Source organism: Lactobacillus sp. UMNPBX16 (assembly GCF_002553775.1).
Classification (GTDB): domain Bacteria; phylum Bacillota; class Bacilli; order Lactobacillales; family Lactobacillaceae; genus Lactobacillus; species Lactobacillus crispatus.
The window spans coordinates 16498-30592 of record NZ_PCYU01000022.1; the positions used below are offsets into that span (position 1 = coordinate 16498).

Annotated in this window: 11 protein-coding genes; 6 read left to right on the forward strand and 5 right to left on the reverse strand. The window is 38.4% G+C overall.

Annotated elements, in window-relative coordinates; genetic code table 11:
- The 5 genes from gyrB to dnaA form a co-directional block, all read right to left on the reverse strand.
- On the reverse strand, window positions 1-1965 hold the full coding sequence (gene gyrB / locus CP367_RS06215) for a DNA topoisomerase (ATP-hydrolyzing) subunit B (RefSeq protein WP_089142923.1): 1965 nt from the start codon (window positions 1963-1965) through the stop codon (window positions 1-3).
- Window positions 1966-3093 (reverse strand): DNA replication/repair protein RecF, encoded by a 1128-nt coding sequence (recF, locus tag CP367_RS06220; RefSeq protein WP_013085587.1) that lies wholly within the window; start codon window positions 3091-3093, stop codon window positions 1966-1968.
- An 8-nt stretch (window positions 3094-3101) separates the two neighbouring features.
- Entirely contained in the window at window positions 3102-3323 is a 222-nt protein-coding gene (yaaA, locus tag CP367_RS06225; RefSeq protein WP_005721893.1) for a S4 domain-containing protein YaaA, read from the reverse strand.
- A gap of 216 nt (window positions 3324-3539) precedes the next feature.
- Window positions 3540-4670 carry a DNA polymerase III subunit beta gene (dnaN, locus tag CP367_RS06230; RefSeq protein WP_061205007.1) on the reverse strand — a complete coding sequence of 377 codons (1131 nt, stop codon included), beginning with the start codon at window positions 4668-4670 and terminating at the stop codon, window positions 3540-3542.
- A gap of 174 nt (window positions 4671-4844) precedes the next feature.
- Window positions 4845-6212: a chromosomal replication initiator protein DnaA gene (gene dnaA, locus CP367_RS06235; protein WP_035442826.1), complete on the reverse strand. Its 1368-nt coding sequence runs from the start codon at window positions 6210-6212 to the stop codon at window positions 4845-4847.
- Between the two features lie 475 nt (window positions 6213-6687).
- On the opposite strand from dnaA, the gene rpmH reads away from it, so the two are divergent.
- From rpmH to spxB, 6 genes are all read left to right on the forward strand, one after another.
- Complete coding sequence (rpmH, locus tag CP367_RS06240; protein ID WP_003549412.1) at window positions 6688-6828, forward strand: 50S ribosomal protein L34; 141 nt, start codon at window positions 6688-6690, stop codon at window positions 6826-6828.
- 51 nt (window positions 6829-6879) lie between these two features.
- Complete coding sequence (gene rnpA, locus CP367_RS06245) at window positions 6880-7248, forward strand: ribonuclease P protein component (protein WP_005726675.1); 369 nt, start codon at window positions 6880-6882, stop codon at window positions 7246-7248.
- Between the two features lies 1 nt (window position 7249).
- Entirely contained in the window at window positions 7250-8125 is an 876-nt protein-coding gene (locus tag CP367_RS06250) for a membrane protein insertase YidC (RefSeq protein WP_005721891.1), read from the forward strand.
- Between the two features lie 110 nt (window positions 8126-8235).
- Window positions 8236-9621 (forward strand): tRNA uridine-5-carboxymethylaminomethyl(34) synthesis GTPase MnmE, encoded by a 1386-nt coding sequence (gene mnmE / locus CP367_RS06255; protein ID WP_089145742.1) that lies wholly within the window; start codon window positions 8236-8238, stop codon window positions 9619-9621.
- A gap of 7 nt (window positions 9622-9628) precedes the next feature.
- Complete coding sequence (gene mnmG, locus CP367_RS06260; RefSeq protein WP_035442900.1) at window positions 9629-11527, forward strand: tRNA uridine-5-carboxymethylaminomethyl(34) synthesis enzyme MnmG; 1899 nt, start codon at window positions 9629-9631, stop codon at window positions 11525-11527.
- Window positions 11528-11895: 368 nt separating this feature from the next.
- Entirely contained in the window at window positions 11896-13704 is a 1809-nt protein-coding gene (gene spxB, locus CP367_RS06265; protein WP_089145741.1) for a pyruvate oxidase, read from the forward strand.
- The last annotated feature ends 391 nt before the right edge of the window (window positions 13705-14095 follow it).

Here is a 14095-nt window from a genome sequence, read left to right on the forward strand (position 1 = left end):
CTATGCATCCAAGTTTTCAACATATTTAGCATTCTTTTGAATAAAGTCACGTCTTGGTGAAACTTCATTTCCCATTAAGAGCTCAAAGACTGCGTCAGCATCTTTAGCATACTCAGGACTTACCCGATCCAGTCTTCTATTTTCTGGATTCATAGTAGTTTCCCACAACTGCTCTGGGTCCATTTCACCTAACCCCTTGTAACGTTGCACAGTAGGCTTGGGACTTGGTTGCAAGCTACCTAAGTAATCATGCAATTCTTCGTCAGTATCAAGATATCTGACCACTTTCCCCTGACGAACTTGGTATAGAGGTGGCTTGGCGATATAAACATAGCCCTTGTCGATCATTGGGCGCATATAGTTATAGAACAAGGTCAACAGCAGGGTTCTAATGTGGGCACCATCGACATCGGCATCAGTCATGATAATCAATTTGTGATAACGTGCTTTTGAAACGTCAAAGTCAGCACCAAAGCCTGTTCCTAAAGCTGTGAATAAAGATCTAATTTCTTGGTTAGCCAAGATTCGATCCATCGAAGCTTTTTCAACATTTAAAATCTTACCTCTGATTGGCAAAATAGCCTGTGTTAAACGTGATCTACCTTGCTTAGCAGAACCGCCGGCTGAGTTACCCTCGACGATAAACAGTTCTGAAATACTTGGATCGTTACTTGTATTGTCGGCTAACTTACCTGGTAAATTAGCAATTTCCAGACCAGATTTCTTTCTTGTTACTTCACGTGCACGCTTGGCAGCAGTTCTAGCTCGTTCGGCTAATTGACCCTTTTCTACAATCTTGCGCCCAACTGAAGGATTTTCCATCAAGAAACGACTAAAGGTTTCTGAAAAAGCCTTATCTACAGCAGTTCTAGCATCCGAATTACCTAACTTGGTCTTAGTCTGACCTTCAAATTGCGGACTAGGGTGCTTAACTGAGACAATAGCTGTCATTCCTTCACGAATGTCTTCACCGGAAAGATTATCGTCCTTATCTTTCAAGATCTTAGACTTATGTGCATAGTCATTAACCACACGTGTTAACGCAGTCTTAAAACCAGCCTCGTGCATCCCACCTTCATAGGTGTGAATATTATTGGCAAAAGTCATCAAAGTAGTCTTATAGCCATTTGTATATTGCAAAGCCACTTCAACATCAATGCCATTATAGGTGCTTTCAACATAAATTGGATCATCAAATAATACTTCTTGTCTCTTGTTCAAAAAGGCAACGTATTCCTTAATCCCACCTTCAAACTTATACACATCTGTTTCGGCAGTGTCTTTACGCTTGTCAGTAAAGGTTAAAGTTAATCCCTTGTTCAAAAAGGCCAATTCACGGATTCTGTTCTTCAAGATCTTGTCATCAAAAACAATAGTTTCTGTGAAAATATCTGGATCTGGATAGAAGTGAACAATCGTCCCATGTTCATCAAGTGGAACCGTGCCAATTTGTTTCATCTCATCCTTAACACGGCCATGATCGAAATCGATAAAGTACTTTTTGCCATCACGCATTACGGTAACATCAAGTTTAGTGGACAGAGCGTTAACTACTGAAGCCCCAACTCCGTGCAAACCACCAGAAACCTTATATCCACCACCGCCGAATTTACCACCGGCGTGAAGTACAGTAAATACAGTCTCTAATGCAGGACGACCTGTTTTTTCTTGAATATCTACAGGAATCCCACGTCCATCATCTTGAACGGTGACACTACCATCTTCGTTAATCGTAACTTCAATCTTGGTCGCAAAACCAGCAAGTCGTTCATCAATACTGTTATCAATAATTTCCCACACTAAGTGGTGCAATCCCTGAGAACTAGTCGAACCGATATACATACCTGGCCGCTTACGTACAGCTTCTAGACCGCCAAGAACCTGAATTTGACTGGCATTATACTTGTCAGCCTCTTTTTCATATTTTTTGACCTTTTCAAGATTTTCTTTTGAATTATCAGCCATTTAATTCTCCTTCTCCAAACTAATTTTGCCTGATTGAATGTGATACACACGCGGCTTTTTAATTATTTCCCAGGAAATCCCCTCTAAGTCAGTCGTAGTAATAAAGGTTTGCGTTTTCCCATGAATATAATTAAGTAGCGCACTTTGTCGACCATGATCTAACTCGCTCATTACATCATCCAGCAAGAGTAAAGGATACTCATCTGTTAGTTGATGCACCAATTGAATTTCCGCCAGCTTGACGCTAAGTGCAATTGAACGCTGCTGCCCTTGCGAAGCATAAAGATGTGCATTTTGACCATCAAGTTTAAATTCAATATCATCACGGTGCGGCCCAGAAGTAGTTGTCCCCTTGCGAATTTCACTTGCCTTATTTCGTGCATAACTTGCTAAAATCTTTTGATAAATTTCTTCTGTACTGTCATCAGCTTGGATGTCAGCCACTGATGGATGATAAGCAATTGAAAGCTGCTCACTGCCCAAACTAATATGTGCATAAGCATCGCTAGCATAGTGACTAAGATACTTAAGAAATTTAAATCGTCGAAAGACAACTTCAGCGGCGATACCAGCTAGTTGATCTGAAAGTACATCTAAAAAGACCTGATCCTTTGCCTTACCTTTAGCTAGCTGCTTCAGATAATTATTCTTTTGAATTAAAACTTGCCGATACTTACTTGCGAAGTATAAATACTCTGCATTTATTTGACCAAATTCTTGATCCATAAATCTCCGCCGTAGTGCTGGTGCACCCTTGATCAACTCGAGGTCTTCCGGTGAAAATAAAATCGCATTCAGCTGACCTACGTATTTAGACAACTTCGCCTGCTCAACTCGATTAATCCATACTTTTTTACCTTTTTGGGTGATCAAAACACGTAAATCAAGCTCCACCTGGCTTTTATGTACATGCCCAAGTAAATTGGTAAACTCACCGCCGAAACCAATTAAATCTTTATCATTATTGGTCCTATGTGAACGTGTTAATGCTAAAAAATAGATTGCCTCTAGCAAATTGGTCTTGCCCTGAGCATTTTTGCCAATAAAAATATTGACGTTTGAATCAAAATTTACGTCAAGCTTTTTTAAATTACGAAAATTCTGTACAGTAAAATGATCAAGATACATTGACTTCCCTACCGAAACTCATATTCTTGGCCATTAACCACTACATGATCACCAACATGCATCTTTTTGCCTCTTCGATCTTCAAGTTCACCATTTAAAGTTACTGGATTATCTTTTAAGTACCATTTAGCTTGTCCACCTGATGAAATAATGCTCTCTTCCTTCAGGAATTGCCCCAAAGTAATATGATCGCCGTCAACTTTAAAATACTTAATAATGCTCACCTTCAATACGCTTTATACCTATATAATTATATTAGTTTTCAACCCAAATAACAAACTAAATCGCTCTTATAAGCCTTTTCAGAGCTTTTTTTCAAAATAACCTAATCACACTAGCACGGTAAAAAAATAAATATACGCCAATATTTTGCGTTTTCGTTTAAAAGCAAAATAAAAAGTCGCCTTATTTGACGACTTTTTATGACCTAAATATTGTGTACTTGATTAATATGTTCTAACTGGCGTAATTAATTGCACAAATTCAATGTCTTCTTTATCTGGATTAATGATAAATGGACGAAGTGGCTTAGTAAAACTCATAATTACAGAATCTGTTACTGAAGCTCTTAACGCATCACGCATATAGTCAGGGTTGAAGGAAATCTCTAAATTGTTTCCTTCAAGATTTCTGAAGCTAACATCTTCTTCAACATTACCAATTTCCGCAGATTTACCTGATAACTTAGCTGATTGATTTTCTATATCTAAAGTCAAAGTAACCACGTTGTTACGGCCAGCATGAGTTAACAAACTGGCACGTTCAAGGGCACTAGATAATTCGGAAATGTCAAATTCAACACTAGTGGTCTTTTCAGTCGGAATCAAGCGATCAGTGTCTGGATAATTTCCGTCCAAAAGACGTGAATAGAAGGACAAGTTGCCAATTACAAATAAAGCTTGGTTATCACCTGGGCAAACTTTAACTTCTGGATCAGCTTCACCAATGATTCTAGCTAATTCCTGCAAACTTTTACCAGGAATAATCAAATCAGTTTCAGCTTGAGGTCCGTTTTCTAAAGCAATTGTTCTTTGAGATAAACGGTGGGAATCAGTTGCGACAGCTTTAATTTTATCTGGACTAAAGAAGAAACGTACCCCAGTTAAAATTGCTCGTGTTTGATCATTGGAAGTAGCAAATTGCGTTTCATTAATGATTTCACGGAAAGTTTTACCAGAAATAGTGAATGAAGCAGCATCTGAAATTTCTGGTAAACGTGGATAGTTATTAGCATCTAAACCATTAATTGTAAATTCACTATTTTCAGATATGATCTGAGTTTGAAAACTTTCTTTTACTTCAAATGAGAAGTCTTTACCAGGCAATTTTTTTACGATCTCACTAAAGAATCTAGCTGGTAAAACAATAGAACCTGTAGATTCCACATTTAAATCATCATTGACTGGAATTTGAATTTCAATTGAAATATCTGTATCACTACCGGTTAGCGTAAGTTCATCTTCTGTTAAGTCTAACTTAATTCCACTAAGAATTGGAATAGTAGCTCTTGATGAGATGGCCCGCATTACATTATTGAGGTTTTCGATAAACAGATTGCGATTAATTGTAAACTTCATGTTTTTCCTCCCAAGAATAGCTGTGTGATTTCTCTTTATTAGTAATTATATAATTAATTAGTAGTAGTAGGGCCTGTGAGTTCTGTTGAAAACTCATAAGAAGCCTAAAATAACGGACTTGTTACGGTTAAAAACTTGTGTAAAACTTGTTTATTTTTCCACAGTGGATAACTTTTAGTGCTCCAAAATTTGCTTTAGGTCAAAGACAGCAGTTTTGATATCAGAATCAAGTTTCATCTGCTTGTCGATTTTATCATAAGCATGCATGACAGTGGTATGATCTTTTCCCCCAAATTCTTGACCAATTTTTGGCAAACTGGCATCTGTTAATTCACGAGAAAGATACATTGCTATTTGCCGAGGAACTACAATCTGCCGTACACGCTTTTTACCCTTTAATTCAGCAGTTGAAGTTTGGAAATAGTTTGCGACAACCTCCTGTATTTTAGAGATTTGTAATCCACGATTTTTTTGAACTAATTTGAGGTCAACTAATGCTTCACGCGCAAGGTTAACGTCAATATCTGCTTTTTCAATTGTGGCATAAGCTTGAACTTTAACTAAAGCCCCTTCAAGTTCTCTAATGTTAGTATCAACTTGAGATGCAATATAGTTAAGCGTACCATCATCGATAGTCAAACCTTCTGTTTCAGCTTTGCGTCGCAAAATAGCGATTCTGGTTTCCAAATCGGGAGGCGTAATTTCGACTTGCAAGCCCCATGTAAATCGAGAAACTAAACGCTCTGATAGATCTGGGATTTCTGTAGGCAACCGATCGCTAGTCATTACGATCTGTTTTTGATCGTTATAAAGTGTCTCAAAAGTATGGAAGAATTCCTCTTGAATCCCCTCTTTTTTGGCAAAAAATTGAATATCATCAACTAAAAGCAGGTCACAAGTTCTGTATTTTTCGCGGAATTTGTCCTGCGTTTTATTTTTGATGGAATTAATGAAGTCATTAACAAAAGTTTCACTCTGTATATAGACAACTTTTGCGTTAGGTCGCTCTGCTAGCATTTGATGCCCAACAGCTTGCATCAGGTGTGTTTTACCTAAACCAACGCCACCAAAAATAAATAAAGGATTGTAAAAACTACCAGGACTGTCGGCTACAGCAAGTGCAGCACCGGCGGCCAACTTGTTTCCCTCACCTTGAACGAAGTTATCAAAAGTGTATTTTTCGTTTAACTTCAAGTCTTTAGTGAATTCTTTTTCTGGCAAATTAGGCTGTTGAACTTGCGCTTCACGCTTTGGCGCAGGTGTTACGATCCTTTCTGTAATATCCGCATCTTCAGATATTTTAAATACAGGTAAGATCTCGATGTCGGCATAACCGTAGGCAGATTGAATCAATTGAGAAGATAGATTCTTTTCCCAGTAACCTTTAGAAACAGGATTTTGAACTAAAATTTTTAATTCATGTGTTTTTCCATTATATGAAATAGGTTTAGTATTTTTGAACCATGCATTGTAGGCAACTTCGTTGAAACGAGCACGCATCTCGTCATTAAAGTGTTCCCAAAATTTATTAATGTCGAACAATGTACATTCCCCCAGTTAGTAAAAAGCAAATTTATTTTACCATTTACTTAACTGGTTTTCCACAGGTGAAAAAGAAATCAACAAAGTACACAGCCTGTTGATAACTATTAAAGTGATATGCACATTTTGACATGATAAGAGCAAAACTGTTAATTTATGCACAGTACAGCTGTGAATTATGGATATTATTCTATCAATACTTGAGGTAAAATACCATATGCGTTATCCACATGGTGTGAATTAAGTTTTTAACACCATGTGAGTTGTGGAAAACGTTGGGAATTATCTTGTGGAAATTATACGTAAGAAAAATATTTTATTTTTTATCCACATGAAAAACAATGAATTTTTAGAAAATATTCACGGGATTTAAAAGTCTTTTTTTCTTAAAATACTTGGTTTTTATGGCTTTTCGTGCTATCCTTAATAAGAAATTGTGCAATTGGCACAAAAATTTATGGAGGTGCAGTTTAATATGACAACTAAGAGAACTTACCAACCTAAGAAGCGTCACCGTTCACGTGTTCACGGTTTTATGAAGCGTATGAGCACATCAAATGGCCGTAAGGTTTTAGCAAGACGCCGTGCAAAAGGTAGAAAAGTCTTATCTGCTTAAACCACTGAATCCCAGTGGTTTTTTTAGTCTACTAGAGTGGAATGAAACGTTTTGAGAAAGTCTTATCGAGTAAAATCTGAAAAAGATTTCCAGCAAGTTTTCGAATCTGGCGACTCAGTCGCTAACCGAGCTTTTGTCATTTATAAGGTAGAAAAAACAGAAAATAAACACTTTCGAGTAGGAATTTCTGTGGGCAAAAAGGTTGGTCATACCGCAGTCGCACGTAATCGACTCAAGCGTTATATTCGGGCCGTGATTGATGAAGAAAAATTGCAGATTAATCCGCATGTTGATTTTTTAATCATTACGCGACCTTATGCTCGCGATTTTAATATGGCTCAGGTGCGTAAAAACTTGCTTCACGCATTATCGTTAGCTCATATTATTGAAGAAATGCCAGATAAAGTTGAGGAAAAATAGATTGAAGGACATTCTGACCAAGAGAAATGTCAAACGTCTTCTTGCAGTCTTAGCAGTAGCAATACTTGCTGTTGTATTGACAGGATGTGCTACTACGGGAGCAAATGGTCAAGCAACGCCAATCTCACATACAAGTGGTAATTGGTGGGACCGTTGGATCGTTTATTACATGTCAGCTTTTATTTTGTGGCTAGCTAAGTTAATGGGGAACAGTTATGGCTGGGCAATTATTGTCTTCACCGTCATTGTTCGTGTCATCTTAGTACCTTTGAATGCTATTTCAATTCGAAGTACTACTAAGATGCAAAGCATCCAACCACAAATTAATGAGTTGCGTAAGAAATATCCAGGACGTGACACTGAATCAAGAACATTATTACAACAAGAAACTAACAAGCTTTATAAAGAAGCAGGCGTAAATCCTTATACTGGATGTTTGCCTGTCCTGATCCAGTTGCCAGTTATGTATGCACTGTATGGTGCGATTTTACGTACACCGCAGTTACAAACTGGGCGCTTCTTATGGATGGATTTAAGCAAGCCCGATCCATATTACATCATGCCTATTTTAGCAATGATCTTTACGTTCTTATCGACGTATATTAGTCAATTATCGACGCCAAAATCATCGCAAAATGGAATGACCAAAGTAATGATGTACGGAATGTCTATCATGGTTGGTGTGATGGCCTTAAACTTCCAGTCAGCTATTACACTTTACTGGGTAATTTCCAACTTGTTCCAGGCGCTTCAAACCTTTATCTTGCAAAATCCTATTAAATATAGAAGAGAGCAAGAAGCAAAGGCTGAGGCTGAGCGTGAACGCAAACGTAAACTAAGAAGGGCTTACAAGCGTTTAGGACGCAAAAAGAAATAAAAGAATATTAGTCTAAAATGATTTTTAGATAAAGTAGTCAAAGTGCTTTATCCATCATGGTTATTCGTGGTGGTATAATGCGCTTTTTTTATTGAGAAAAGGGAAGAATTATGGCTCAAACTTTGACAGAGTTCGATACTATTGCAGCAATTTCAACCCCCATCGGTGAAGGCGGAATTTCAATCGTAAGAATGTCTGGTGAGGATGCAATTAAGATTGCTGATGAGGTTTTTAAAGGCGAAGATCTAAGCAAGGTGCCGACACATACTATTCACTATGGTCATATTATCGATCCGGATACTGGGAAAACGATTGATGAAGCAATGGTGACAGTGCTGCGTGCGCCCAAGACCTTTACACGTGAAGATATTGTAGAAATCAATTGCCATGGCGGAATCGTGGTAACTAATCATATTTTACAATTGTTGCTGAGTCACGGTGCGCGAATGGCTGATCCTGGTGAATTTACTAAACGTGCTTTTGTGAACGGACGAATTGACTTAACTCAAGCTGAGAGTGTGATGGATATCGTTCGGGCCAAGACGGATAAGGCACGACAAGTGGCTGTTGGTCAATTAGCTGGTGGATTGTTACACAAGATTCAGGCAATGCGGCAGGAAATTCTGAATACTTTGGCTAACGTTGAGGTTAATATCGATTATCCAGAGTATGATGCAGATACTGTTACCGCAAAACAGATGGCAGACACATCTAGATCAGTAATTGATAAAATTAATCGCTTATTGAAGACAGCACAAGAAGGAAAAATCTTGCGCAATGGTTTGGCTACTGCAATTGTTGGTCGTCCTAATGTGGGAAAGTCTTCTTTATTGAATTATCTGACTCAAAGCGACAAAGCGATTGTGACCGATGTGGCTGGAACAACGCGTGATACGCTAGAAGAATATGTGTCTGTAAAAGGAGTACCGCTAGAGCTAATTGATACTGCTGGAATCCACCACACTGAAGATAAGGTGGAAAAAATTGGTGTAGAAAGATCAAAAAAGGCCTTGGAGCGAGCAGATCTGGTCTTGTTGTTAATCGATGCTAGTCAAGCATTAACAGCTGAAGATCAAGCCTTAATTGAAGCGACAAAGGACAAGAAGCGAATCGTGATCTTAAATAAGTCGGATTTAGGTCAAAAAATAACAACTACTGAGATGGAGAAACTAACGGGTAGTGATGTTATTTCAACTTCGATTTTGAAAGAACAAAACTTAGATACGCTTGAAGAATTGATTAATAAGCTATTTTTTGCTGGGATTGAAAATTCTAATGATCAAATTATGGTAACCAATCAACGCCAAGCTTCCTTATTGCATAAGGCTAAGAAAGAATTGGAAGATGTAATTCAAGCAGTTGAAGATGGTGTCCCTGTTGATATTGCACAAATTGATTTTACTGGTGCTTGGGATACTTTAGGTGAAATCACTGGTGAAAGTGCCCCAGATGAATTAATCACGCAATTATTTAGTCAATTCTGTTTAGGAAAGTAGGATGAAAATGGTTAAAACATATGATTCAAATGAATATGATGTAATCGTTGTCGGTGCTGGGCATGCTGGATGTGAAGCTGCGTTGGCAAGTGCCCACATGGGACAAAAAACTTTGCTGGTTACGATTGGTTTGGATATGGTGGCCTTTATGCCATGTAATCCATCTGTTGGTGGACCAGCTAAAGGGACAGTTGTCCGTGAGATTGATGCTTTAGGTGGTCAAATGGGAAAGAACATTGATGCTACCTATATCCAAATGCGGATGTTAAATACGGGTAAGGGGCCAGCTGTGCGTGCGCTACGTGCTCAAGCTGATAAGTGGCAATATCATGAACACATGAAGGATACGATCGAAAATACGCCCAACTTGACCTTGCGTCAGGCTATCGTGGATGAATTGGTAGTTGAAGATGGCGTCTGCAAAGGTGTGATTACCAATACTGGTGCGAAGTATCATGCTAAAAGCGTTGTTTTGACTACAGGTACAGCGGCTCGCGGTAAAATTATTATTGGGGAATTGACTTATTCTTCAGGTCCAAATAACACTACTCCTTCAATTAAGCTGTCGGAAAATCTAGAAAAGTTAGGTTTTAAGCTGCGTCGTTTTAAAACCGGTACTCCTCCACGTGTTAACGGCAATACAATTGACTATTCTAAAACTGAGGAAGAACCTGGTGATAAAACCCCACGGCACTTTTCATATGAAAGTCGTGATGAAGATTATTTACAAAAACAAATTTCTTGTTGGATGACTTATACTAATCCAACCACACACACGATTATTAGAAACAATCTTGACCGTGCACCGATGTTTTCTGGAATTATCAAGGGTGTAGGCCCACGTTATTGTCCTTCAATTGAAGACAAAGTTGTCCGCTTTGCAGATAAGGATCGCCACCAAATTTTCCTTGAACCAGAAGGAAAGACTACCAAGGAAGTTTATGTAGGCGACTTTTCAACTTCAATGCCAGAAGAAATTCAATTAAAGATGATTCATTCTGTTGCGGGATTAGAACATGCGGAAATGATGCGACCAGGATATGCAATTGAATACGATGTGGTTGAACCATGGCAATTGAAGCATACTTTGGAAACCAAAAACGTAAAGCATTTATTTACTGCAGGCCAGATGAATGGAACATCAGGTTATGAAGAAGCAGCTGGTCAAGGTTTAATTGCAGGAATTAATGCGGCATTATCTGCTCAAGATAAGCCAGGATTTACCTTAGGCCGTAACGATGCTTACATTGGCGTGTTAATCGATGACTTGGTAACCAAAGGGACGAATGAACCATATCGTCTACTTACTAGTAGAGCAGAATATCGTTTGATTTTACGCAATGATAACGCAGACTTGCGTTTGACTGAATATGGTCATGATCTGGGCTTAATTTCTGACGAACGCTTCGCACGATTTGAAGAAAAGAAGCATGCGATTGAAGATGCAAAGACGAGACTGCATGAAATTACGGTTCATTTAACTGATGAAGTGCAGGAATTTTTGCAAAGTATTGGTCAGGAACCGATGAAGGCCGGTGTTAAGGCCGATGTTTTCTTGCGTCGCCCTAATGTTACTATTGCTGATATTGAACGGTTAACTGGTGAAAAAGTTCCAGGCGATCGTTACGTTAAAGAACAAGTTGAGATTGGTATCAAGTATGCTGGCTATATCAAGAAAGAAGAAACCAGAATTGCTCGCTTAAAGAGACAAGAAGCCAAAAAAATCCCAGCAGATATTGATTATGACCAAATCGAAGGTTTAGCTACTGAGGCACGGCAAAAATTTGAAAAAATTCGTCCTGAAACTTTAGCTCAAGCAGAACGAATTTCAGGAGTTAACCCAGCTGATTTGGCAATTTTGAGTGTTTACATTCAAAATGGGCGTTACTCTAGAGTGAAAAAGTAGAATAGCACAAAAATAGCGTAGGAATAGTATTCTACGTTATTTTTATGCGCAAAATTATAAAATAACGTTTTTCTAAATTGGATAGCTATGAAATAAATTGTAAAAAATTTTTTCTTAAATTTTTACTATAAGTAACAATGAATATACATAAAATAAGTGAAATTTAGTATAATAATGTTCATCAAATCACAATATAAAACGCTACCATTCAGCTTTTTGAGATATTGAATTTGGTAAAGCTTGTGAAGTGATTATTATTACAAAAGCGTTTTCATTTGCGTAATAACGGTGATTTTATCGGTTTGCAAATGTGAAAAAAAGTGTTTTAATACATTATGAAAGAACAAAAGTTAAGGAGATGCACTTATATGACAAAAATTAATGGTTCTGATGCAATGCTTAAAGTTATTTACGATTGGGGAATTGATCATATCTACGGTTTCCCAGGTGGTTCATTCGACTCAAGTATGAACGCTATCTATGACTTTAGAGATAAGATGAAATTTATTGAAGTACGTCACGAAGAAGCTGGTGCTTTAGCTGCTTCTGCAGAATATAAGTTAACTGGTAAGTTGGGTGTATGTTTCGGTTCAGCTGGTCCTGGTGCTGCCCACTTATTCAATGGTTTGTATGATGCTAAGTTTGACAAGACTCCAATGGTAGCAATTGTTGCTAACGTTCCAACTAGCCGTCAAGATATTGACTTCTTCCAAGCTTTTGATGAAGACAAGTGGTTCTTGAACGCTAGTGTTTGGTGCCGCCAAGCTAAGACCGCTGAACAAATTCCAATTTTAACTGATGAAGCTATCCGTCAAGCCTACGCAAGAAAGGGTCCTGCAGTTATCATTATTCCTAAGGACTACGGTTGGCAAAAGATTGATGACACCTTCCGTGTAAACAAGGATGCTCATCCAGCAGACAATTATCCAGCACCAACTAAGGCTTCAGTTGAAGAAGCTGTTAAGCTTTTGAAAGAAGCTAAGAACCCAACCATGTACATTGGTTTAGGTGCAAAGGATGCTGGTGAAGAAGTTAAGGAATTTGCTGAAAAGTTCAAGACCCCTATTATGTCATCATACTTGGGCAAGGGTGTAGTAGAAGACAAATTCCCAGCATACATGGGTACTATCGGCCGTATCGGACCTAAGGCTGCTCAAGAAGTCCAAAGCGCAACTGACTTAGTTGTTTGGGTAGGTAACAACTCACCATTCTCAGTTTTATGGTTCCCTAAGGATGCTAAGGTTATTCAAATTGATGTTGATTCAGCCAAGTTTGGTAAGCGTCACTCAACTGATGTCTCAATGCTTGCAGATGCTAAGAAGGCTTTGAGAGCAATTATTGACGCTGGTGAAGAACGTAGCGAATCACCACTTTACAAGGCTGCTATTGCAGACCGTGAGAACTGGGATGCATGGCAAGCAAGCTTTAAGAACTCAGATGAAATGCCTGTACGTCCTGAACCAATCTGGGATGTTATCAACAAGAAGGCTGATGACAATGCCATCTTTGCTATTGATGTTGGTAACGTTAACGTTGACTCATGCCGTCTTTTGAACTTGCATGATGATCAAAAGTGGACTACTTCAGGCTTGCACGCAACTATGGGTTATGGTGCTCCAGCTGCTCTTACTGCAGCAACTGTTTACCCAGACCGTGAAATATGGCAATTAGCTGGTGACGGTGGTTTTGCTATGATGAACCAAGAACTTCTTACTATGGCTCGTTACAACATGCATATTTTGAACATCGTCTTCACTAATGAAACTTTGGGTTACATCCAAGCAGAACAAGAAGATGAATCTAACCAACCATTATCTGGTGTTATTATCCCTGATAACGACTGGGCAAAGGTTGCTGAAGGTATGAATGTTAAGGGTGTTACTGTACGCACCAAGAAGGAATTCGAAGATGCTGTCGACGAATTCAAGAAGATGGACGGTCCAATGTTGATCGACGTCAAGTACACTCACGAAATGCCTTACTCAACTGAATTGAACTCACTTGATGACCCAGCCTTTGTCAAGAAGTATCAAGCTGAAGACTTGAAGCCATTCAGTTACTTTGCAGAAAAGTACGGCTTAGAAGCTGACGCTGCAACAGGTGCATCTCAACATGAAGAATCAGAACCAGAAGAGGATCCTGCTCCTGATACAGTTTCCGGTGCTTCACAACACTAATTTGGTTGAGTAATTATAAAGAAGCGAGACGTTTGTCCCGCTTTTTTGTATGGGAAAATATTTCCTGGGAAATAGCCTCATTTTATATACGATTTCAAATATAAAATAGTCTGTTGGCTAGTAAATAGAATACAGATGCTTATAATAGACAGTGTTGGATATGAATTAATGCTTATTAGCCAATAAGCACTATGTGTAAAAAGATGCTAAATTATGAAATCTAAAAAAGCTCTAATTGGTTTACTTGCTACTGCTTTACTTCAGCATCGTCTGTCACTGCCAACGCTGCAGACAACAGCAATTCAACTGCAGTAGCTAAGTTTGATAAAGCTATAACAATTAAAAATATTCCTCGACTTAGCAAGTGGAGCTACATTGTAACTGTAAACTC

Bases quoted from the DNA above. Each gene is read 5' to 3' on its own strand.
- spxB (WP_089145741.1), top strand. From the start codon at position 11,896: ATGACAAAAATTAATGGTTCTGATGCAATGCTTAAAGTTATTTACGAT.
- mnmG (WP_035442900.1), top strand. From the start codon at position 9,629: ATGGTTAAAACATATGATTCAAATGAATATGATGTAATCGTTGTCGGT.
- dnaN (WP_061205007.1), bottom strand. From the start codon at position 4,670: ATGAAGTTTACAATTAATCGCAATCTGTTTATCGAAAACCTCAATAAT.
- gyrB (WP_089142923.1), bottom strand. From the start codon at position 1,965: ATGGCTGATAATTCAAAAGAAAATCTTGAAAAGGTCAAAAAATATGAA.
- mnmE (WP_089145742.1), top strand. From the start codon at position 8,236: ATGGCTCAAACTTTGACAGAGTTCGATACTATTGCAGCAATTTCAACC.
- rpmH (WP_003549412.1), top strand. From the start codon at position 6,688: ATGACAACTAAGAGAACTTACCAACCTAAGAAGCGTCACCGTTCACGT.
- recF (WP_013085587.1), bottom strand. From the start codon at position 3,093: ATGTATCTTGATCATTTTACTGTACAGAATTTTCGTAATTTAAAAAAG.